Here is an 18,136-nt window from a genome sequence, read left to right as displayed (position 1 = left end):
CTTTTATGCGGCGCGGGCCGAAATCGCAAGCCTAGCCCTGATGGCGGCCGATCTCGGACAGCACATAAAGCCGCAGCGCGGTGGCCAGCCCCACCCCCGGCGGCCGCTTGCGGTCGATGGCGGCGATCAGCCCGGCCGCGGTCTCGCCGCGCTCGCGCGCCAGCCCGCGCAATTCGCGCCAGAACGCATCCTCGAGGCTGACCGAGGTGCGATGCCCGCCGATGGTGACCGAGCGCTTGATCGGCGGCGTCATCTCGGGCAGGTCAGGCATCCGCGTCCCCTTCGTCGCACCGATTCTGGTCCAGGTGATGCTGGTCCAGATGCCGGGCGGCGCGGGCCAGGTCGGCCGCCTCGGCCTGCTTCGCCGCCTTGCTGCGGCCGAATTTCGCCGCATTCTCGTCGCCCTGGCGACGGGCGGCGTCACGGGCGGCGCTCTTGCGCGCCACCCGCAGGTTCACGACCTTGCCCTTGCCTGATCCGGTGTCGGGGCCGGCCACCATCAATCCTCGGGGCCGACCATCTGCTCGGGACGGACCACGCGGTCGAAGGTCTCGCCGTCGACCAGGCCCAGGGCGATGGCCTCCTCGCGCAGCGTGGTGCCGTTCTTGTGCGCGGTCTTGGCGACCTTGGTGGCGTTGTCATAGCCGATGGTGGGCGCCAGCGCCGTCACCAACATCAGCGATTCCTTCATCAGCTTGTCGATGCGCGGAATGTTCGCCTGCGTTCCCACGACCATATTGTCGGTGAAGGACCCCGCCGCGTCGCCCAGAAGCTGCATGGATTGCAGCACATTGTAGGACATCATCGGGTTGTAGACGTTCAGTTCGAAATGGCCCTGCGATCCGGCAAAGCCGATGGCGGCGTCGTTGCCCATGACATGGGCGCACACCATGGTCAGCGCCTCGGCCTGGGTCGGGTTGACCTTGCCCGGCATGATCGAGGATCCCGGCTCGTTCTCGGGCAGGATCAGCTCGCCCAAGCCCGAGCGCGGGCCCGAACCCAGCAGCCGCATGTCGTTGGCGATCTTGAACAGCGAGCCCGCCACCGTCTTCAGCGCGCCCGAGAAGAACACCATCGCATCATGCGCGGCCAGCGCCTCGAACTTGTTCGGTGCGGTGACGAAGGGCAGGCCGGTGATCTTGGCGATCTCGGCAGCGATGGCCGTGTCCCAGCCCTTCTTGGTGTTCAGCCCGGTGCCGACCGCGGTGCCGCCCTGCGCCAGCTCGTAGATGTCGCCCAGCGCCAACTTGACGCGCTCGATGCCCTTGGCGACCTGATGCGCGTAACCGCCGAATTCCTGGCCCAGCGTCAGCGGCGTCGCGTCCTGGGTATGGGTGCGGCCGATCTTGATGATATCCTTGAATTCCTCGGATTTCGCCGCCAGCGCCTTGTGCAGCTTTTCCAGCCCGGGGATCAGCACGTCATGCGCCTGCATGGCAATCGCCACATGCATCGCAGTCGGGAAGGTGTCGTTCGAGGACTGGCCCATGTTCACATGGTCGTTCGGGTGCACGGGCTTCTTCGAGCCCAGCTCGCCGCCCAGGATCTCGATGGCGCGGTTCGAGATCACCTCGTTCGCGTTCATGTTCGACTGCGTGCCCGAGCCGGTCTGCCAGACCACCAGCGGGAAGTTGTCGTCGAACTTGCCGGCCACGACTTCCCCGGCCGCCTGCACCATCGCCGCGCCCAGCTTGGGGTCCAGGTTGCCCGTCGCCATGTTCACCTGCGCCGCGGCCTGCTTGATCACGCCGAGCGCGCGCACGATGGCGACCGGCTGACGCTCCCAGCCGATGGGAAAGTTCTGGATCGAGCGCTGGGTCTGCGCGCCCCAATACTTGTCGCCGGGGACTTCCAGCGGACCGAAGCTGTCGGTCTCGGTGCGGGTGGTCTTGGTCATCGCATGCTCCCTCACGGTGTCGCGAGGGGTTCTAGGCAAGATGGCGAGGATTCGCAATCTGTATGCCGTCGTATGCCATGCGCTAACAGCGGCTTATTTGCGCCACTTGTCCAGGCTGACCACCTCGGCACCGCCCGGAGGCGTGTCGGGCGCCGGCGCCTCGGCCTCGTCCTCATCCTCCTCCGCGGCTTCGTCGTCCTCTTCGTGGTTTTCGAATCGCAATCCGAATTCCACCGCCGGATCGACGAAGGTGCGCAGTGCGTCAAAGGGGATATACAGCGGCTCGGGAGAATCGCCGAAGTTCAGCGTGATGCGGAACCCGTCCTGGGAAATCTCCAGATTCTCGAACCAGTGCTGGATGACGATGGTCATTTCCTCGGGATAGCGCGCCCGCAGCCAGTCCGCCATTTCCACATCCGGGTCGCGGGTGTCGAAGGTGATGAAGAAATGATGCTCGCCCGGCAGGCCCTCGGCCGCGACCTGGGCCAGGACATCGGCGATCAGCCGCACCATGGCCCGGTGCATCATGCCGCCGTAATCGATTCCGCGTGCCATGGGCCCTCCGTATCTCTGGCCGCCAGCATAGGGAATTGGGCCGGCTTGAAAAGCCCCTGAAAACCCCCGGCCGCCGCCGACTGCCCCGACGCAAGCGCCTTCACCGTTTCCAAATACTCAAAGCCGCCCGCGCCAACGGCGCCGCGGTCAAGTCCATGAGACTGAAAGGGAAAGTCGAAAATGGCGCGGTTGACGGGGCTCGAACCCGCGACCCCCGGCGTGACAGGCCGGTACTCTAACCAACTGAGCTACAACCGCGCTTTTCGTGGCGACGTTCGGAAATGGTGGCGCGGTTGACGGGGCTCGAACCCGCGACCCCCGGCGTGACAGGCCGGTACTCTAACCAACTGAGCTACAACCGCGCAGACCATCTCCCCCGGATCGCCGTCCGGGGTGCGAGGGGGTTTACGCATGGGGGCGGATGGCGTCAAGGCCGTTTCCACCGAAAAAACGACGGGGCGCCCCGAAAGGCGCCCCGAGTATCATTCGGCAAGGCGCGCAGGCCTTATTTCCGCACGGTCTTTTCGTCGAAATCGGGCAGCGCCTCGAGTTCGGCCTTGGTGTAATTGGTGGCGAAGAAGGTGTCGTTGCCGACGGTGATCAGATGGATCGCATCTTCGCCCAAGAGCACCTTCTTGGCGCCGATGCCCAGGAAGCCGCCGATATCGGCGATATAGCCCACCACCTGGCCCGAATCGTCCATGACGATGTCATTGACCTTGGCGATGTCCTGCCACTCGGCGGGGCGTTCCTCGATGGTCGGCGCCACCCATTCGGTCGAGGAGGGCTGGTTGGTGGTCCAGATCCGGCGGCTGGTTACCCAGCTCGACAGCACGCCCGGCTCGGCCTCCGAAATCGCGGGGGCGTTCACATCGGGCGGCGTGACCGGGGCGGCCTCGGCCGCGTCCTGGGCGGCATCGGCGGCATCCTCGGCCGCATTGTCGGCAGAGGCCGCCGCGTCATCGGCAGCATCGGCCGCGTCCTCCGCGGCGTTTTCGCCCATTCCGGCCGTGGCATTCGCGGCATCGTCAGCGGCGGTTGCGGCCGCATCGGCTGCGGTATCGGCCGCAGTCGCGGCATCGTCGGCGGCCTTCTCGGCTGTGGCGCCGGCCTGGTCGGCCGCCTGGTCCGCAGCGGTCGCGGCCTGGTCGGCGGCCTGCTCGGCAGTATTGGCGGCGCCCTGCGCCTGCTCGGCCGAATCGGCCGGCATGGTGGTGGTCGCATCTTGCGCGAAGGCGGCACCCGCCAGCGCCAGGGTCGTCGCGGCAATGACAAGAGGTTTCATGGACGCTGTCCTTTCCGGTTGTCTTTTGTCACGGACGGGCGAAGCCGTCCCATGGCGACCCAACGCGGCCTTTCCCGCTTCGTTCCCGGAAATGGCGTGAAAAGCGCCGGTTGGCAGAAACCCGCCGCGCGGAGCCTCAGCGCCGGCCGGGCGGGCTGATGCGGCCGCCGCAGACCGGCGCCGGCGCCGCCGTGGTGCCGGACCCCGAGGTCGGCAGCCCGCGCAGCACCCGCACCGCGAGCCAGCCGAAGGCCTGCGCCTCCAGCATGTCGCCGTCCAGCCCCGCCGTCTCGACCGGCGCCACCGGCACCGGCAGGCGCGCCGCCAGCGCCGCCATCATCGCCCCGTTCAGCCGGCCGCCGCCGCAGACCAGCACGCGTCCGGGCAACCGCTCCAGAGCCGAAAGCCCCGCCGCGACCGCCGCCGCCGCGGCATGGGTCAGGGTGGCCGCGGCATCCGCATCGCCCAGATGCGCCACGTCCAGCGTTCCGGCAAAAGCGTCGCGGTCCAGCGATTTTGGCAGCGGCCGGGCGAAATGCGGATGGCGCAGGAAGGCCGCGATCACACCCTCGTCCGGCACGCCTTGCGCGGCAAGCCGCCCGCCCTCGTCCCGCGCCTGGCCGCGCCGCGCGCGCATCAGGTCGTTCAGCGGCGCATTGGCCGGGCCGGTGTCGAAGGCGATGCAGGCGCCCGGCGCCTCGGGGGCCGGCGCCTCGGGGTCGACAAAGGTCAGGTTGCCTACCCCACCCAGGTTCAGGAACGCGACCGGCGCGCGCGGCAAGAGCCCTTGGCCCATGGCCCATTCCGCGCAGGCCCAGTGGAAGAAGGGCGCGAGCGGCGCGCCCTCGCCGCCCTGCCGCACGTCCTCGGAGCGGAAATCCCAGACCACGCGCCGCCCCAGCAAGCGCGCCAGCGCCGCGCCATCGCCGGCCTGATGCGTGCCCCGCCCCCTTTGCGTTTTCGTGCCCGGATCATGCGCCAGCGTCTGACCGTGATAACCGACGAGTTCCGCCTCGGGGAAGCCCTCGGCCAGCGCGGCATGGGCGGCAACGGAAAGCGCCGCCGCCTCGGCCACGTCCGGCCCGCCCGGCCATTGCCCCAGCGCGGCATGCAGCAGCCCGGATTCATTGCCGGAATAGGGGCGATAGGCGCTGCGGCCGAAGCCGGCGATGCGGATGCCGTCGGTCTCGATCATCGCCGCATCGACCCCGTCCAGCGAGGTGCCCGACATCATCCCCAGCGCCCGGATCATCATGCTTTCCCTTTTTTCGCCCCAACGGTATATCCGCGCCATTCGAAAGGAAAAGCCCATGACCTACCATGCCAAATCCGATTTCCTGAACGTGATGATCGAGCGTGGCTATCTGGCGGACTGCACCGACCTGCAGGCGCTGGACGAAGCCCTGATCAACGGACCGGTGACGGCATATATCGGTTATGACGCGACGGCAGCCAGCCTGCATGTCGGGCACCTGCTGAACATCATGATGCTGCGCTGGTTCCAGAAGACCGGCAACCGTCCGATCACCCTGATGGGCGGCGGCACCACCAAGGTCGGCGACCCCAGCTTCCGCAGCGAGGAGCGCCCGCTGCTGACCCCGGACGCGATCCAGGCGAATATCGACGGCATGCAGCAGGTCTTTGCCCGCTACCTCGACTATGGCGAGGGGCGCGCGATGATGCTCAACAATGCCGAATGGCTGGACAGCCTCAACTACCTCGATTTCCTGCGCGACATCGGCCGGCATTTCTCGGTCAACCGGATGCTGTCGTTCGAATCGGTCAAGTCGCGGCTGGATCGCGAGCAATCGCTGAGCTTCCTCGAATTCAACTACATGATCCTGCAGGCCTACGACTTCCTAGAACTGTATCGCCGCTACGACTGCCGGCTGCAGATGGGCGGCTCGGACCAGTGGGGCAATATCGTCAACGGCATCGACCTGACCCGCCGCGTGCTGGATGGCGAGATCTGGGGCCTGACCTCGCCCTTGCTGACCACCTCGGACGGGCGCAAGATGGGCAAGTCGCAGGGCGGCGCGGTCTGGCTGAACGGCGCCATGCTGTCGCCTTACGAGTTCTGGCAGTTCTGGCGCAACACCACCGACGCCGACGTGGGCCGGTTCCTGAAGCTTTATACCGACCTGCCGGTCGCGGAATGCGACCGCCTGGGCGCGCTGTCGGGGTCCGAGATCAACGCCGCCAAGATCATCCTGGCCAACGCGGTGACGACGCTGCTGCACGGCGCCGAGGCCGCCGCCTCGGCCGAGGCCACGGCGCGCGAGGTCTTCGAACAGGGCGGCGCCGGCGGCGACCTCGAGGTGGTGACGGTTGGCGCGGATGCGCTGCCCCTGTCGGTGGTGCAACTGCTGGCGCAGACCGGCATCGCCGCCTCGGGGAAAGAAGCCAAGCGGCTCATCGCCGAGGGCGGGCTGCGGCTGAACAACGACCCCGTCAGCGACCCGCAGCTGGCGGTGGACGCGGCGCTGATCGGCGACGGGCTGAAGGTCTCGGTCGGCAAGAAGAAGCACCGCATGGTGCAACTGGGCTAGGCGGCCAGGCCGGGGGCGACCCCGGCCTTTTCGTCAGAAGCGCCAGGTGGCGCCCAGGATCGGCCCGGCCATGGTCACGTCCAGCCGCGTGCCGCCGTCGCGATAATCGACGTTCAGTTGGCGGTAGCCGGCCGAGACGTAAAGCTGGTCGGTGACCTGATAATTCACCGTCGCGAGGAACTGGCTGGTGTGCTCGGACCCCGCGCCGCCGCCCACATCGGCATAGAGGATCGCCGACCATTGCGGCGCCAGCGCGACATTGGCCCGCAGCGCCAGGATCGGATCGATGAAATCCTTGCCGGGCGAGGCCTGGATCGCGCCGCCGGCGATCTTGATCCGGCTTTCGACCCGCCAGGCCCGGGCACCGGCCAGCGCATCCAGCGTCATGCGGTCGTTCGACACCACGCGCCAGCCGGCAAGCAGCGTCAGCGAGCGCTGCGTGACCTTGCCCGCGGCCGGCAGGCCCGGCGGCAGGGTGCCGGCCTTGGAGCTGGCCGACCAGCTCAGATCGCCCATCAGCACCAGCCGATCGCGCCGGGCGAAGCCCGACAGGAAGAAGGCGCCGTCGGTATCCTCGAGCACCTCGGACAGCGACTTGTCGAAGGCCAGCGTCGGCGCCCCGGCAAAGGGCGTCACGTCGCCGCCCAGGCCCGCGCCCCAGACATAGGGCGTGATCTGCCCCGACCAGTCCTGCGCCATGGCGGGGGCAAGCCCCGTGGAAAGCACCGCCGCGGCGGCCGCCAGGAATTCGCGCATCCTCTACCCCCCTTGCAACTCGTTCTTGAACAGGCGGCCGTTCTTCATGATCAGCCGCAGATTGGCGGTATCGGCCAGCCAGTCGAGGCTCGCCTCGGTATCGCCGTCGATGACCAGCAGGTCGGCCAGCGCGCCCTCGGCGATCACCCCCAGCCGCCCGTCATAGGGCGCGCGGCCGCCCGACAGCGCCAGCAATTCGCCAGCCGCGCCGGTCGCGCGATGCAGCGCCGCCAGCGGCGACATGAAACGCGCCAGCTTCGCCAGCTGCCGGCCCTGCGATTCGCCGCCGCCATACAGGATATCGGTGCCGAAGGCCCAGTTAACCTTGTGCCTGTCGGCCCATTCAAAGGCCTGCACCGTGCCCTCGGCCACCGCCTTTTGCGCGGCGGCGGCCTTGGGGTCGGTGTAGGTGTTGGAATCCTCGTCGGCCAGGAAGGGCTGGATCGACCACCAGATGCCGCGGTCGGCCATCATGCGCACGGTATCCTCGTCGGCCAGCTGGCCGTGCTCGATGGATTTCACCCCGGCCTCGATGCAGCGGCGAATGCCGGGCGCGGTATAGACATGGGCGCAGACATAGGTGCCCCAGTCGCTGGCCGCATCCACCGCCGCCCGCATCTCGTCCAGGGTGAACTGCAGCGATTCCAGCGGGTCGTATTGCGAGGCGACGCCGCCGCCGGCGCTGATCTTGATCTGGCTCGCGCCCTTCATCAGCTGCTCGCGCGTGCGGCGCAACACCTCGGGGGCGCCGTCGGCCAGCGCGGTCATGCCCTGGCGCGTGGCATAATCCGCCGGGTCCGAGGGCATCATCGGCAGCGCGTTCGAAAAGCGAAAATCGCCATGGCCCGAGGTCTGCGACAGGATCGCGCCCGAGGGGAAGATCCGCGGCCCGGTCACCACGCCGCGGTCGATGGCCGCCTTCAGCCCGAAGGCCGGGCCGCCGACGTCGCGCACGGTGGTAAAGCCGCGCATCAGCGTGTCGCCGGCCTGCTTGCCCGACATCAGGTGCACGAAGCCGATGTCCTGCGTCATCGCCGCGATCTGGCTCACCCCGGCCAGCGTCGCATGCCAGTGGCTGTCGATCAGGCCGGGGATGACCGTGCGCCCGCCGCAGTCGATGCGCTCGGCGTCCTGCGGCCCCTGCCCCACCCCCGGCAGCGCGGCGATGCGGCCGGAATCGACCAGGATCTCGACCCCTTCGCGCAGGGACAGGGTCTGGCCGTCGAAAAGCCGCAGGTTGGTCAGCAGCAGCGGCCGGGCCGGGGTCTGGGCCCGCAGTTCGCGCGGGGCGAGGCCGAAGCCCGCGAACATGCCCAGCACCGCCGCCATGCCGCCGATGATCTGCCGGCGCGAGATGTCGGCCTCGATCCGGGCCATGGCGGCCAGGGTCTGGGGGCTGCCGCATTGGCAGAAACGCACCGTGCCGGTGCTTGCGACGGTTTCAAGGCAGGTCAGGCACATGCGCGCTCCGTATATCGAGACGGTGCCGCGCATCTCCCGACCCGCGGCGATGCGCACATATCAGGCTTATCTGTCGTTGCTGGCAACAGGATTCCGCGCCCGCGCGACCGCGGCCGGGTTGCCTAGCGCGGCTGCACGCGCAGCGCCGCGGCCATCACCCGGTCCAGCGATTGCAGGAACCGCGCCCGCTCCGCCTTGCCGAAGCCGCCGCCCCGGCCCTGCAGGAACGGGTCCGAGGCGCGCAGGTCCTGCATCAGGTCGCGCGTCGCCAGCCGGCCGCCGATATTGGCCAGCGTCAGCACCTCGCCGTCGGGCTGGACCACCTGCGCCCCGGCCTTGAGGCAGCGGTCGGCCAGCGGGATGTCCGAGGTGACCACCACGTCGCCCGGCCCGCAGGCGCTCGCGATCCACTTGTCGGCCTCGTCCGGGCCGTCGGGGACGATCTGCAAACGCACGAAAGGATTCGCCGAGGGCCGCAGCCCGCCGTTGCAGACCAGCACCATCGGCAGCCGCAGCCTGGTGGCGACGCGCTCGGCCTCGGCTTTCACCGGGCAGGCGTCGGCGTCGATGTAAAGCGTGGTCATCGGTCCTCCTGCGATGAAAAAGCCCCGCGCTGGCGGGGCTTTCCGGGTCGGGTCGGCCGGATCACTCCTGAACCGTGACCTTGACCATGTAATCGGGCTCGATCACCGCGCCATTGGCGGCCGGATCGCCCTTCTTGACGGCGTTCAGCACGTCCCAGCCGTCGACCAGCTGGCCCACGACGGTATACTGGTTGTCCAGGAACTCGGCCGGGGCCAGGTCGATGAAGAACTGGCTGTTGGCGCTGTTGGGATCCTGCGAGCGCGCCATGCCCACGGTGCCGGCCTGGAAGCTGACATCGTTGAATTCGGCCGGCAGGTCCGGCAGGCTGGAACCACCCATGCCGGCGCGCGCGGTATCGCCGCCGTGCTTGCCGAATTCCACGTCGCCGGTCTGGGCCATGAAGCCGTCGATCACGCGATGGAACACCACCCCGTCATAGGCGCCGGATTTCGCCAGGCCGACCAGACGCTCGACATGCTTCGGCGCCTTGTCGTTGTAGAGATCCAGCACGATCTGGCCCTTGGCCGCGCCCTTGGCGTCGGCGACCTCGATCACCAGGTTCGGACCCGGCCCGTCGGTCACGCCCGGCAGGCCCGCCGCCTGCGCCGAGGCCGCGCCGAAGACCAGCGCCGGGATCAGCAGCTTATTCCACATCGGCCGCCACCTTCACCGAGATCATCCGGTCGGGGTTCGCCGGCGGCTCGCCGCGGGCGATCTTGTCGACATGCTCCATGCCCTCGATGACGCGGCCATAGACGGTATACTGGCCGTTCAGGAAATGGTTGTCCTTGAAGTTGATGAAGAACTGGCTGTTCGCGCTGTTCGGGTTCATCGAGCGCGCGGCGCCCAGCGTGCCGCGGTCATGCGGCAGGCGCGAGAACTCGGCCGGCAGGTCCGGCAGGTCCGACCCGCCCGTGCCGGCGCGGCCCGGGTTGTAGTTGTTTTCCATGTTGGCGTGTTCCACGTCGCCGGTCTGGGCCATGAAGCCCTCGATCACGCGGTGGAAGGCCACGTTGTCGTATTTCCCGGCCCGGGCCAGTTCCTTCATGCGCTCGGCATGCCTGGGGGCAACGTCGGTCAGCAGTTCGATCACCACCGGGCCGTCCTTCAGCGCGATGATGACCGTGTTCTCGGGATCCTTGATCTCGGCCATGGGGGTCTCCTCTTCTCAGGCTCGGGTGCAGCCTTACGCATTTCGTCCCGGTCGCACAACGCCGCCCGGGCATCCGGGTTCGCCCTGCCGGTTGACGAATATGTCATTGTGCGGGAAAACCGCGCACGGCTGCGTCAGCCCGGCAGGAAAGGAAACGAGATGGCGGATTTCAACACGATCGACGATCTGGATCTGAACGGCAAGGTTGTGCTCGTCCGCGTGGACGTGAACGTCCCGGTCGAGAGCGGCCAGGTCACCGACGCGACCCGGATCGAGAAGATCGTGCCGACCGTCAGGGACATCCAGGCCAAGGGCGGCATCCCGGTGCTGCTGGCGCATTTCGACCGTCCCAAGGGCAAGCGCGTGGATGCGATGAGCCTGAAGGTCGTGCTGCCGGCGCTGGAGGCGGCGCTTGGCCAGCCGGTGAAATTCGCCGAGGAAGCCATCGGCGGCCCGGCCAAGCGCGTGGTGGCCGACCTGAAGCCGGGCGATGTGGCGCTGCTGGAAAACACCCGCTTCTATCCCGGCGAAGAGGAAAACGACCCGACCTTTGCCGCCTCGCTGGCGGCGCTGGGGCAGGCCTATGTCAACGACGCCTTCTCGGCCGCGCATCGGGCCCATGCCTCGACCGAGGGGCTGGCGCGGCTGCTGCCCGCCGCCGCCGGCCGGCTGATGGAGGCGGAGCTGAAGGCGCTGGACGCCGCGCTTGGCAATCCGCAGCGCCCGGTGGTGGCGGTGGTCGGCGGCGCCAAGGTCTCGACCAAGCTCGACCTGCTCGGCAACCTGATCGAGAAGGTCGACCACCTGGTGATCGGCGGCGGCATGGCCAATACCTTCCTGGTCGCCCAAGGCATCGAGGTCGGCAAATCGCTGGCCGAACGCGACATGGCCGAGACCGCGCGCGAGATCCTGACCAAGGCGCAAAGCGGCGGCTGCACCATCCACCTGCCGGTCGATGTCGTCGTGGCCCGCGAGTTCAAGGCCGGCGCGGACAGCGAAACCGTGGCCGCCGACGCCTGCCCGGCCGATGCGATGATCCTCGACGCCGGGCCGCAGACGGTCGAGGCGATCCGCGCCGTCTTCGAGGCCTCGCGCACGCTGATCTGGAACGGCCCGCTCGGCGCCTTCGAGATCGCCCCCTTCGACGCCGCGACCAATGCCGCCGCGGCTGAGGCGGCGCGGCTGACGCGCGAGGGCAAGCTGATCTCGGTCGCCGGCGGCGGCGACACGGTGGCGGCGCTGAACAAGGCCGGGGTCGCGGGCGATTTCACCTTCATCTCGACCGCCGGCGGCGCCTTCCTGGAATGGATGGAAGGCAAGGAGCTGCCCGGCGTCGCGGCGCTGCAAAAGCACTGAGGCCGGCGAAGCGATCCTGGGGGCCGTAGCGGTCCCCTTTTTCAGTTCTGCGCAGGCGCGGCGGGCGCCTCGGTCGGCTGCGCGGGCGCCGGGGTTGCCGTGCCCTCGGCCGTCGCCGGCGTTTCCGATTCGACGCGCGAGACGTCGTTCGTCTCCTCGGGCTCGGCGCCAAGGAACAGGAAGGCCGCCAGCGCGGCGATCGCCAGCGCGACCGCAATGGCGATGATCGCCGCCGGGTGACGGCGGGCGGCTTTCTCGGGTTCGGTATTGTGTGACATGACGATCTCCTCTCCGGCAAAACCCGGCAAGGGAAGCCGCGGTTCCCGTCAAGGTTGCCGGGCGGACGGCAAACCCCCGCCCGGCAGGCTGGCCTTAACCAGAGGCCGCAGCGGGGGCCTGCGGCGCCGGCACCGTGACGGCCGGCGGCAGGTTGCGCTCGATGTCGCGGTCGCTGGTATCCATGAACAGGATATACAGGAAGGCGCAGATGGAAATCGCGAACGCCAGGCCAAGCACCAGGAAGAAAGGCCGGTTCTGGCGGATCTGTTCGGGAATGCCTGCGGGGTCTTCGTTCGCCATGGGAATATCCTCCCGATTACGAGCGCATATAACGCGCGGCCGGGCAGGAAGTTCCGTTAGCGCAACCCTGATTGCCCTTGGCGGCGGGTCTGCTAAGCAGCCGCCATTCTCGACATGGAGTTCCCGATGCAGATGACCGATACCGTCCGCAAGATCCTCGCCAATTACGAGGGCGAAGCGCCTGGTGTGAAGGCCCAGCTGGCCCGCATGCTGATGACCGGCAAGCTGGCCGGCACCGGCAAGATGATCATCCTGCCGGTGGACCAGGGCTTCGAGCACGGCCCGGCGCGCAGCTTCGCCCCGAACCCGGCCGGCTATGACCCGCATTACCACTATCAGCTGGCGATCGACGCCGGGCTGAACGCCTATGCCGCGCCCTTGGGCATGATCGAGGCGGGCGCCGATACCTTTGCCGGCCAGATCCCGACCATCCTGAAGGTGAACTCGGCCAATTCGCTGATGTCGGACACCGCCGGCAAGAACCAGGCGATCACGGCTTCGGTCGACGACGCGCTGCGGCTGGGCTGCTCGGCCATCGGCTTCACCATCTATCCGGGCTCGGACATGGCGCTCGACATGGTCGAAGAGATCGTCGAGATGCGCAAGGAAGCCGCCGCCAAGGGCGTGGCGACCGTGATCTGGTCCTATCCGCGCGGCGAGGCGATTACCAAGGACGGCGAGACCGCCATCGACATCGCCGCCTATGCCGCCCAGATCGCGGCGCTGATCGGCGCGCATATCATCAAGATCAAGCTCTCCACGGACCACCTGATGCTGCCGGAAGCGAAGAAAGTCTACGAGGACAAGAAGATCGACGTCTCGACCCAGGCCAAGCGCGTGGCGCATTGCATGCAGGCCTCGTTCAACGGCCGCCGCATCGTGGTGTTCTCGGGCGGCGCGGCCAAGGGTGCGGACGCGGTCTTTGACGATGCCCGCGCCATCCGCGATGGCGGCGGCAATGGCTCGATCATCGGCCGCAACAGCTTCCAGCGCTCGCGCGAGGATGCGCTGGAGATGCTGCAGAAGCTGGTCGACATCTATCTGGGCAAGGCCTGAGCGCCCGCGGGGGCGCTGCCCCCGCACCCCCGGGATATTTCGACAAGAAAGAAGGGCGCTTCGCAGGCGCCCTTTTCCTTTGGCCGCGGAACGCCTAGTCTCTCGCGCCACAGGCAGAAGGATGGGTGCATGGCGTTTTTCTCGAAACTGCGCGAGCGGCTGACGCGGTCGTCGTCGAAGATCGGCGCGGGGCTGGATGACATCGTGTCCGAAGGCGCCGAACCGCAAGGCGCGGCATCGGTGCAGCCTGCGCCGCCGGTTGCCGCACCCGCCCCGGAGGCCCCGCCCCCTGAAGCGCCGGCCAAGCCCGGGCTTCTTGGCCGCATCTTCGGCCAGGCCGCCCCGGCCGAGCCGCGGCGCGAGCTGGACGACGAGATGCTCGAGCAACTGGAGGAGATGCTGATCCAGGCCGACATGGGCGTCGAGACCGCGCTGCGCGTCACCGCCAATATCGCCGAGGGCCGCATGGGCCGCCGCATCTCGGCCACCGAGCTGAAGGAACTGCTGGCCGCCGAGATCGCCCGGATCATGACCCCGGTCGCGCGGCCGCTGCCGATCTATCCCAAGCGGCCGCAGGTGGTGCTGGTCGTGGGCGTGAACGGCTCGGGCAAGACCACGACCATCGGCAAGCTGGCAAGCCAGTTCAAGGCGGCGGGCAAGAATGTCGTCATTGCCGCCGGCGACACTTTCCGCGCCGCCGCCGTCGAGCAATTGCAGGTCTGGGGCCAGCGCGCCGGCGTGCCGGTGATGACCGCGCCCGAGGGTTCGGACCCCGCCAGCCTTGCCTTCGACGCCATGACCCGGGCCGAGGCCGAGGGCGCCGACCTGTTGATGATCGACACCGCCGGCCGCTTGCAGAATCGCCAGGACCTGATGGAGGAGCTGGCCAAGATCGTCCGCGTCATCCGCAAGAAGGACCCCTCGGCGCCGCACAACACGCTGTTGGTATTGGACGCCACCACCGGCCAGAACGCGCTGAGCCAGGTCGAGACCTTCCAGAAGCTCGCCGATGTCTCGGGCCTGGTCATGACCAAGCTCGACGGCACCGCGCGCGGCGGCGTGCTGGTGGCGCTGGCCGACCGCTTCGGCCTGCCGATCCATGCCATCGGCGTCGGCGAACAGATCGACGACCTCGACGCCTTCGACGCCCGCGACTTCGCCCGGGCGCTGGTCGGGCTCGACTGAGGCTTTCTCTGTTTTTCAAATACCCCTGCGACCGGGCAAGCCGGGCGACGTCAGGGCTTGACCAGATGCGTATCCGTCTTGGTCGTTTCCTCGGGCACGACGTTGCCCTCGCTGGTCGCGGCCGGCATCGACACGTCCTTGGGCTGCTCGAAGGCGGCGGTCAGCTCGGCCGTCTTGGCCTTCTTGTCGTAGATGCAGACATAGCGGTCGGCACCGCAATCGGCCAGCGTGGTGATCAGCAGCGCCGCGCCATAGCTTTCGGAGCCGAAGGGGTTGATCTCGATCGCCGTTTCGCCCTCGGCCGGCGCCAGCGCCGTGCAGGCCTGTTCCACCTCGGCACGGAACTGCTCCCAGGCTTCGTCGCTGGAGGCCAGGGCGGGGGTGGCGGCAAGGGCGATCAGCAGGACGGGCAAGCGCATCGGTTTCCTCCGGTTGGTTGCCAAGAGGAACGTCCCTGCCCCGTCCGCGGTTGCTAGAGTCCCAGCCGGGCGGCGAATTCCCGCACCTCGGCCGCGTCCCCGGCCGCGACCGAGCGCAGCAGCGTCGCCTGGCTGCGCAGGATCGGCGCGCCCTCGATGATCTTGAGGTGGTTCGCCCGCAAGGTCTCGCCCGAGGAGGTGATGTCGGCAATGGCCTCGGCGGTCAGGTTCGCCACCGTGCCCTCGGTCGCGCCCTGGCTGTCGACCAGCTGGTAATCCGCGACCTCCTCGGCCGAAAGCCAGGCCCGCACCAGCCGGTGGTATTTCGTGGCGATGCGCAGGCGGAAGCCGTGCTCGGCGCGGAAGTCGCGGGCGATGGTGGCGAAATCGTCCAGGCTCTCGCAATCGCGCCAGCAGGCCGGCACGGCCAGGATCAGGTCGGCATGGCCGAAGCCCATCGGCGCCAGTTCCTCGACATGGCTGCGCCAGCCGGCCAGCTTCTCGCGGATCAGGTCGGTGCCGGTCACGCCCAGGTGGATGCGGCCGGCCTGCAACTCGCGCGGGATCTCGCCCGCCGACAACAGCACCAGCGCGACATTCTCCGCGCCCTCGACCCGGCCGGCATATTCGCGGTCCGAGCCCGCGCGCGACAGCCGCACGCCGCGTTCTGCGAACCAGTCGAAGGTCTGCTCCATCAGCCGCCCCTTGGACGGCACCCCCAGCCGGATCATGCCGATTTCCCCAAGACTGGCCCCCCCAGTTCATGCACCAGCCCGGGGCGGATGATGCCGCCCACCGCCGGGATCGAGCGGCCCTGTGCCTGCCCCAGCACCGCGGCCAGGGCATCATAGCGCCCGCCGGTGGCGACCGGCGGCCAGTCGGCCCGGCCCGGGGCGGTGAAGCTGAAGGTCATGCCGTCGTAATATTCCATCGTATGCCGGCCGTGGCTGGCGTCGAACCGGATCGCCGCCACGTCGATGCCGCGCGCCGCGAGCAGGCCGAGGTTGCGTTCCAGCCGGTCCACCGCCGGGGCGATGTCGGGAATGTCGGCGGCCAGTCCGCGCAACTCGCGCAGCGCCTCGGGCGCCGGGGCGTCGATGGCAAACAGCCGCTCGAGCCGCGCGACCCAAAGCGCCGGCAGCGGCGCCTCGGCGGCATCGGCGCGCAGCCGGTCAAGCCGGGCCTGCATCTCTTCCGGGCTGCGCAGCCCGGTCCAGGGCGCCGTGCTGTCGGCCCAGGCGCGCGGCTCGGACGGCGCGGCGAAACGCGCCAGCGCCTTGGCAAAGCGGCGCGGTCGCCAGATGTGGTGCAGAAGTGCGGCGCGGCGCGCGCCCGACAGCGGCAGCGCGCGCACCGCATCCATCAGCAGGTCCATGTCGCCCATGCTGGCCTGCAGGCCCAGCGGCTTGAGCACGCTGTGAAACAGCGCAAAGACCTCGGCATCGGCGTCCGGGTCGCGGGCGAAAAGCTCGAAACCGGCTTGCAGGTATTCGTTGTCGCGCGGGTGCTCGGGCCGGGTCTCGCCATGGTCCTGCTTGCGGAACACCTCGCCCAGGTAGCAATAGCGCGCGGGCTCGGCGCCGTTCTGCATATGCATCTGCACGACCGGCACGGTGAAGTCCGGCCGCAGCATCATCTCGCCCCGGATCGGGTCCTGGGTGACATAGGCGCGGGCGCGGATATCCTCGCCGTAAAGGTCCAGCAGCGTCTCGGCCGGCAGCAGCAGATCGGGCGCGACTTCCTGCGCGCCGGCGGCGCGGAAGGCCGCGAGGATCTGCTGGCCGATGGCCTGTTTCTCGCGCTTGCTCATCCGAGGATGCGCCGGACTTCGGCGACCAGCCGGTCGCGCGGCACCTCGGTCTGGGCGGGCTGGGATTTCCATTCCTCGTGGCTGGCCTCGGCGGCGATCTTCGCGCCCAGGACCAGGTCCTTGACCTGCACCACGCCGCGCGCCGCCTCGTCGCCGCCCTGGATGATCGCGACCGGGGCATTGCGCTTGTCGGCATATCTCAGCTGGTTGCCGAAGTTCTTCGGGTTGGCCAGATAGACCTCGGCGCGGATGCCGGCGGCGCGCAGCTCGGCGGCCATGGCCTGGTAATCGGCCATGCGGTCGCGGTCCATAACGGTGACGACCACCGGGCCCTGCGCCTCGCCGCCCATCAGCCCCTTGGCGCGCAGCGCGGCCAGCAGCCGGTCGACGCCGATGGAGATGCCGGTCGCCGGCACCTTCTGGCCGGTGAAGCGTTCGACCAACCCGTCGTAGCGCCCGCCGCCCGCGACCGAGCCGAACTGGCGCTTGCGGCCCTTGTCGTCGAGGATCTCGAAGGTCAGCTCGGCCTCGAACACCGGGCCGGTGTAATAGCCGAGGCCGCGCACGATCGAGGGGTCGATCACGGCGCGATCCTCGCCCACGCCCATGGCGGCGAGCATGTCGGCGATCTGGGCGAGTTCCTCGACCCCCTCGGCGCCCACGGCCGAGGCACCGACGGCGGCGCGGAGATTGGCCAGCGTCGCGGCGTTGTCCGCACCCTTCGAGGTCAGAAAGGCCAGCACCGGCCCGGCCTGTTCCGGGCTCAGGCCCACGCCGTCGATGAAGGCGCCGGATTCGTCCTTGCGGCCCGAGGTCAGCAGCTGGCGCACGCCCTCCTCGCCGACCTTGTCGAACTTGTCGATGGTGCGCAGCACGTCGTCCGCGGGCTTGCCCTCGGCCACGCCCATGGCTTCCAGGATGCCGTTCAGCACCTTGCGGTTGTTGATGCGGATCAGGTAATCGCCGCGGGCGATGCCGGCATGTTCCAGCGCCGCCGCCAGCATGGCGCAGATCTCGGCATCCGCGGCGACCGAGGCAGAGCCCACGGTATCGGCATCGCATTGATAGAACTGGCGGAACCGGCCCGGCCCCGGCTTTTCGTTGCGCCAGACCGGGCCCATGGCATAGCGCCGATAGGGGCTGGGCAGGTCGTTTCGGAACTGCGCCGCGACGCGCGCCAGGGGCGCGGTCAGGTCATAGCGCAGCGCCAGCCAGTCGCCGGCGCCGCCCCCCGGAACCTCGGCCTCTTGCCAGGCAAAGACGCCCGCGTTCGGGCGGTCCACGTCGGGCAGGAACTTGCCCAGCGCTTCGACGGTCTCCACGGCGCTGGTTTCCAGGGGCTCGAAGCCGTGGCGATGATAGATCTCGGCGATGCGGTCCAGCATCTGCTTGCGTTCGGTGACGTCCGCGCCGAAATAGTCACGGAACCCCTTGGGCGTTTCCGCCTTGGGTCGGGGCTGTTTCTTCTGATCTTTCGCCATGGTTTGCCT

At 68.6% G+C, this 18,136-nt stretch carries 21 protein-coding genes and 2 tRNA genes; 4 read left to right on the top strand and 19 right to left on the bottom strand.

Going from position 1 to position 18,136, the window contains the following annotated elements:
* Positions 1-31: 31 nt before the first annotated feature.
* From E3D03_RS06810 to E3D03_RS06775, 8 genes are all read right to left on the bottom strand, one after another.
* Complete coding sequence (locus E3D03_RS06810; protein WP_018000237.1) at positions 32-271, bottom strand: ribbon-helix-helix domain-containing protein; 240 nt, start codon at positions 269-271, stop codon at positions 32-34.
* Complete coding sequence (locus E3D03_RS06805) at positions 264-500, bottom strand: DUF4169 family protein (RefSeq protein WP_263566336.1); 237 nt, start codon at positions 498-500, stop codon at positions 264-266. Before E3D03_RS06805 ends, E3D03_RS06810 begins: the two co-directional genes overlap by 8 nt.
* On the bottom strand, positions 500-1,897 hold the full coding sequence (fumC, locus tag E3D03_RS06800) for a class II fumarate hydratase (protein WP_263566335.1): 1,398 nt from the start codon (positions 1,895-1,897) through the stop codon (positions 500-502). The genes E3D03_RS06805 and fumC overlap by 1 nt, the downstream gene beginning before the upstream one ends.
* A 93-nt stretch (positions 1,898-1,990) precedes the next feature.
* Positions 1,991-2,452 (bottom strand): SspB family protein, encoded by a 462-nt coding sequence (locus E3D03_RS06795; protein ID WP_062563736.1) that lies wholly within the window; start codon positions 2,450-2,452, stop codon positions 1,991-1,993.
* A 181-nt stretch (positions 2,453-2,633) separates the two neighbouring features.
* Positions 2,634-2,710, bottom strand: a tRNA-Asp gene (locus tag E3D03_RS06790).
* Positions 2,711-2,737: 27 nt separating this feature from the next.
* Positions 2,738-2,814, bottom strand: a tRNA-Asp gene (locus E3D03_RS06785).
* Between the two features lie 143 nt (positions 2,815-2,957).
* Positions 2,958-3,737: a PRC-barrel domain-containing protein gene (locus tag E3D03_RS06780; protein ID WP_263566334.1), complete on the bottom strand. Its 780-nt coding sequence runs from the start codon at positions 3,735-3,737 to the stop codon at positions 2,958-2,960.
* Between the two features lie 136 nt (positions 3,738-3,873).
* Entirely contained in the window at positions 3,874-4,992 is a 1,119-nt protein-coding gene (locus E3D03_RS06775; protein ID WP_263566333.1) for an anhydro-N-acetylmuramic acid kinase, read from the bottom strand.
* Positions 4,993-5,047: 55 nt separating this feature from the next.
* Between E3D03_RS06775 and tyrS the strand changes: the two genes are divergently transcribed.
* The gene (gene tyrS / locus E3D03_RS06770; protein WP_263566332.1) at positions 5,048-6,286 is read left to right on the top strand and encodes a tyrosine--tRNA ligase; all 1,239 of its coding nucleotides are present in this window, start codon (positions 5,048-5,050) and stop codon (positions 6,284-6,286) included.
* 33 nt (positions 6,287-6,319) lie between these two features.
* On the opposite strand, the gene E3D03_RS06765 is transcribed toward tyrS, so the two are convergent.
* The 5 genes from E3D03_RS06765 to E3D03_RS06745 form a co-directional block, all read right to left on the bottom strand.
* Complete coding sequence (locus E3D03_RS06765) at positions 6,320-7,042, bottom strand: hypothetical protein (RefSeq protein ID WP_263566331.1); 723 nt, start codon at positions 7,040-7,042, stop codon at positions 6,320-6,322.
* A gap of 3 nt (positions 7,043-7,045) precedes the next feature.
* Positions 7,046-8,503, bottom strand: coding sequence for a metal-dependent hydrolase family protein (locus E3D03_RS06760; RefSeq protein WP_263566330.1), 1,458 nt, complete (start codon positions 8,501-8,503; stop codon positions 7,046-7,048).
* A 122-nt stretch (positions 8,504-8,625) separates the two neighbouring features.
* Positions 8,626-9,087 carry a YaiI/YqxD family protein gene (locus tag E3D03_RS06755; protein ID WP_263566329.1) on the bottom strand — a complete coding sequence of 154 codons (462 nt, stop codon included), beginning with the start codon at positions 9,085-9,087 and terminating at the stop codon, positions 8,626-8,628.
* 61 nt (positions 9,088-9,148) lie between these two features.
* On the bottom strand, positions 9,149-9,742 hold the full coding sequence (locus tag E3D03_RS06750; protein ID WP_263566328.1) for a peptidylprolyl isomerase: 594 nt from the start codon (positions 9,740-9,742) through the stop codon (positions 9,149-9,151).
* Entirely contained in the window at positions 9,732-10,241 is a 510-nt protein-coding gene (locus E3D03_RS06745) for a peptidylprolyl isomerase (protein ID WP_263566327.1), read from the bottom strand. The genes E3D03_RS06750 and E3D03_RS06745 overlap by 11 nt, the downstream gene beginning before the upstream one ends.
* 159 nt (positions 10,242-10,400) lie before the next feature.
* Between E3D03_RS06745 and E3D03_RS06740 the strand changes: the two genes are divergently transcribed.
* Entirely contained in the window at positions 10,401-11,597 is a 1,197-nt protein-coding gene (locus E3D03_RS06740; RefSeq protein WP_263566326.1) for a phosphoglycerate kinase, read from the top strand.
* 41 nt (positions 11,598-11,638) lie between these two features.
* Here the strand turns inward: E3D03_RS06740 and E3D03_RS06735 are convergent, their stop codons facing one another.
* Positions 11,639-11,875, bottom strand: coding sequence for a hypothetical protein (locus tag E3D03_RS06735; protein WP_263566325.1), 237 nt, complete (start codon positions 11,873-11,875; stop codon positions 11,639-11,641).
* A gap of 94 nt (positions 11,876-11,969) precedes the next feature.
* Positions 11,970-12,176 carry a hypothetical protein gene (locus E3D03_RS06730; protein WP_263566324.1) on the bottom strand — a complete coding sequence of 69 codons (207 nt, stop codon included), beginning with the start codon at positions 12,174-12,176 and terminating at the stop codon, positions 11,970-11,972.
* A 126-nt stretch (positions 12,177-12,302) separates the two neighbouring features.
* Between E3D03_RS06730 and E3D03_RS06725 the strand changes: the two genes are divergently transcribed.
* Both E3D03_RS06725 and ftsY read left to right on the top strand, forming a co-directional pair.
* The gene (locus tag E3D03_RS06725; RefSeq protein WP_263566323.1) at positions 12,303-13,232 is read left to right on the top strand and encodes a class I fructose-bisphosphate aldolase; all 930 of its coding nucleotides are present in this window, start codon (positions 12,303-12,305) and stop codon (positions 13,230-13,232) included.
* 129 nt (positions 13,233-13,361) lie between these two features.
* A complete protein-coding gene (gene ftsY, locus E3D03_RS06720; protein ID WP_263566322.1) occupies positions 13,362-14,417 on the top strand; it encodes a signal recognition particle-docking protein FtsY in 1,056 nt (351 codons plus the stop codon).
* 50 nt (positions 14,418-14,467) lie between these two features.
* Here the strand turns inward: ftsY and E3D03_RS06715 are convergent, their stop codons facing one another.
* The 4 genes from E3D03_RS06715 to hisS are packed head-to-tail and all read right to left on the bottom strand — an operon-like array spanning position 14,468 to position 18,127.
* Positions 14,468-14,836, bottom strand: a complete 369-nt coding sequence (locus E3D03_RS06715; RefSeq protein WP_263566321.1) for a hypothetical protein — start codon at positions 14,834-14,836, stop codon at positions 14,468-14,470.
* Between the two features lie 53 nt (positions 14,837-14,889).
* A complete protein-coding gene (gene hisG, locus E3D03_RS06710; protein WP_263566320.1) occupies positions 14,890-15,567 on the bottom strand; it encodes an ATP phosphoribosyltransferase in 678 nt (225 codons plus the stop codon).
* Positions 15,564-16,646 (bottom strand): ATP phosphoribosyltransferase regulatory subunit, encoded by a 1,083-nt coding sequence (locus E3D03_RS06705; RefSeq protein ID WP_263566319.1) that lies wholly within the window; start codon positions 16,644-16,646, stop codon positions 15,564-15,566. Before E3D03_RS06705 ends, hisG begins: the two co-directional genes overlap by 4 nt.
* Positions 16,643-18,127, bottom strand: a complete 1,485-nt coding sequence (gene hisS / locus E3D03_RS06700; protein WP_263566318.1) for a histidine--tRNA ligase — start codon at positions 18,125-18,127, stop codon at positions 16,643-16,645. Before hisS ends, E3D03_RS06705 begins: the two co-directional genes overlap by 4 nt.
* Positions 18,128-18,136: the final 9 nt, after the last annotated feature.

This window comes from Paracoccus sp. DMF (assembly GCF_004407025.1).
In the GTDB taxonomy this organism is placed as follows: Bacteria; Pseudomonadota; Alphaproteobacteria; order Rhodobacterales; family Rhodobacteraceae; genus Paracoccus; species Paracoccus aminovorans_B.
This window is presented reverse-complemented; position numbering and strand designations above follow the sequence as displayed.

Bases quoted from the DNA above. Each gene is read 5' to 3' on its own strand.
- E3D03_RS06810 (WP_018000237.1), bottom strand. From the start codon at position 271: ATGCCTGACCTGCCCGAGATGACGCCGCCGATCAAGCGCTCGGTCACC.
- E3D03_RS06805 (WP_263566336.1), bottom strand. From the start codon at position 500: ATGGTGGCCGGCCCCGACACCGGATCAGGCAAGGGCAAGGTCGTGAAC.
- fumC (WP_263566335.1), bottom strand. From the start codon at position 1,897: ATGACCAAGACCACCCGCACCGAGACCGACAGCTTCGGTCCGCTGGAA.
- E3D03_RS06795 (WP_062563736.1), bottom strand. From the start codon at position 2,452: ATGGCACGCGGAATCGATTACGGCGGCATGATGCACCGGGCCATGGTG.
- E3D03_RS06780 (WP_263566334.1), bottom strand. From the start codon at position 3,737: ATGAAACCTCTTGTCATTGCCGCGACGACCCTGGCGCTGGCGGGTGCC.
- E3D03_RS06775 (WP_263566333.1), bottom strand. From the start codon at position 4,992: ATGATGATCCGGGCGCTGGGGATGATGTCGGGCACCTCGCTGGACGGG.
- tyrS (WP_263566332.1), top strand. From the start codon at position 5,048: ATGACCTACCATGCCAAATCCGATTTCCTGAACGTGATGATCGAGCGT.
- E3D03_RS06765 (WP_263566331.1), bottom strand. From the start codon at position 7,042: ATGCGCGAATTCCTGGCGGCCGCCGCGGCGGTGCTTTCCACGGGGCTT.
- E3D03_RS06760 (WP_263566330.1), bottom strand. From the start codon at position 8,503: ATGTGCCTGACCTGCCTTGAAACCGTCGCAAGCACCGGCACGGTGCGT.
- E3D03_RS06755 (WP_263566329.1), bottom strand. From the start codon at position 9,087: ATGACCACGCTTTACATCGACGCCGACGCCTGCCCGGTGAAAGCCGAG.
- E3D03_RS06750 (WP_263566328.1), bottom strand. From the start codon at position 9,742: ATGTGGAATAAGCTGCTGATCCCGGCGCTGGTCTTCGGCGCGGCCTCG.
- E3D03_RS06745 (WP_263566327.1), bottom strand. From the start codon at position 10,241: ATGGCCGAGATCAAGGATCCCGAGAACACGGTCATCATCGCGCTGAAG.
- E3D03_RS06740 (WP_263566326.1), top strand. From the start codon at position 10,401: ATGGCGGATTTCAACACGATCGACGATCTGGATCTGAACGGCAAGGTT.
- E3D03_RS06735 (WP_263566325.1), bottom strand. From the start codon at position 11,875: ATGTCACACAATACCGAACCCGAGAAAGCCGCCCGCCGTCACCCGGCG.
- E3D03_RS06730 (WP_263566324.1), bottom strand. From the start codon at position 12,176: ATGGCGAACGAAGACCCCGCAGGCATTCCCGAACAGATCCGCCAGAAC.
- E3D03_RS06725 (WP_263566323.1), top strand. From the start codon at position 12,303: ATGCAGATGACCGATACCGTCCGCAAGATCCTCGCCAATTACGAGGGC.
- ftsY (WP_263566322.1), top strand. From the start codon at position 13,362: ATGGCGTTTTTCTCGAAACTGCGCGAGCGGCTGACGCGGTCGTCGTCG.
- E3D03_RS06715 (WP_263566321.1), bottom strand. From the start codon at position 14,836: ATGCGCTTGCCCGTCCTGCTGATCGCCCTTGCCGCCACCCCCGCCCTG.
- hisG (WP_263566320.1), bottom strand. From the start codon at position 15,567: ATGATCCGGCTGGGGGTGCCGTCCAAGGGGCGGCTGATGGAGCAGACC.
- E3D03_RS06705 (WP_263566319.1), bottom strand. From the start codon at position 16,646: ATGAGCAAGCGCGAGAAACAGGCCATCGGCCAGCAGATCCTCGCGGCC.
- hisS (WP_263566318.1), bottom strand. From the start codon at position 18,127: ATGGCGAAAGATCAGAAGAAACAGCCCCGACCCAAGGCGGAAACGCCC.